We start from the raw sequence: 749 nt of genomic DNA on the forward strand, positions 1-749 counted from the left end.
CAAGGCTGGACGAATCACCGATGCCATTGAAGAAACCTTGATTGCTTTCTTCTTAGGTGCGATGACATTGCTGACGTTTGCTAATGTCATTTTTCGCTATGTCTTTAACGATAATATTCTCTGGGCGTTAGAGCTCACCGTATTCATGTTCGCGTGGATGGTTTTAGTTGGCGCTTCGTACGGTGTGAAAAAACACTTTCACATTGGCGTGGATGTCATCATCAATATCGTGCCTGAAGGGCGCCGTAAACTCCTTGCGCTAGTCGCAGCGGCCTGCTGCCTAACCTTTTCGATTCTGCTTTTGATTGGTGCTTGGAATTATTGGTATCCCTTTGCGACAGAGTGCGCATGGTATGACACCGACGATATCCTAATGCCTGAGTTTTTACAGTTCTTAGCGGATTGGCTTAATGAAGGCGAGCGCTACGAAAAACTGCCACGCTTTATTCCTTATTTCGCTTTGCCGCTTGGTATGGCGATGCTCACTTTCCGTTTTTTACAAGTCACTTGGCAGATCGCTACAGGCAAGCTGGATCGCTTGATTGCAGGTCATGAAGCTGAGGAAGAACTGGAAGCCTTAAAAGAAGAAATGAGTGAAGCTGGCGATGCCATGACTCCTCGTTCCTCGAACGATTCTGAGCACAAGGAGCGCTAAGCCATGGATATTTTACTACTGTTTTTAATGGTGATTGGCTTCATGCTCATTGGTGTGCCAATCGCAATTTCTCTGGGTCTTTCCAGTGTTCTTT

General features: G+C 46.2%; 1 protein-coding gene. It reads left to right on the forward strand.

Annotated elements, in window-relative coordinates; translation table 11 throughout:
• On the forward strand, nucleotides 1-655 hold a 655-nt coding region (locus tag R7O13_RS26500; RefSeq protein ID WP_318305162.1), incomplete at its 5' end, for a TRAP transporter small permease.
• Nucleotides 656-749: the final 94 nt, after the last annotated feature.

The organism is Vibrio sp. Y176, from assembly GCF_033438945.1.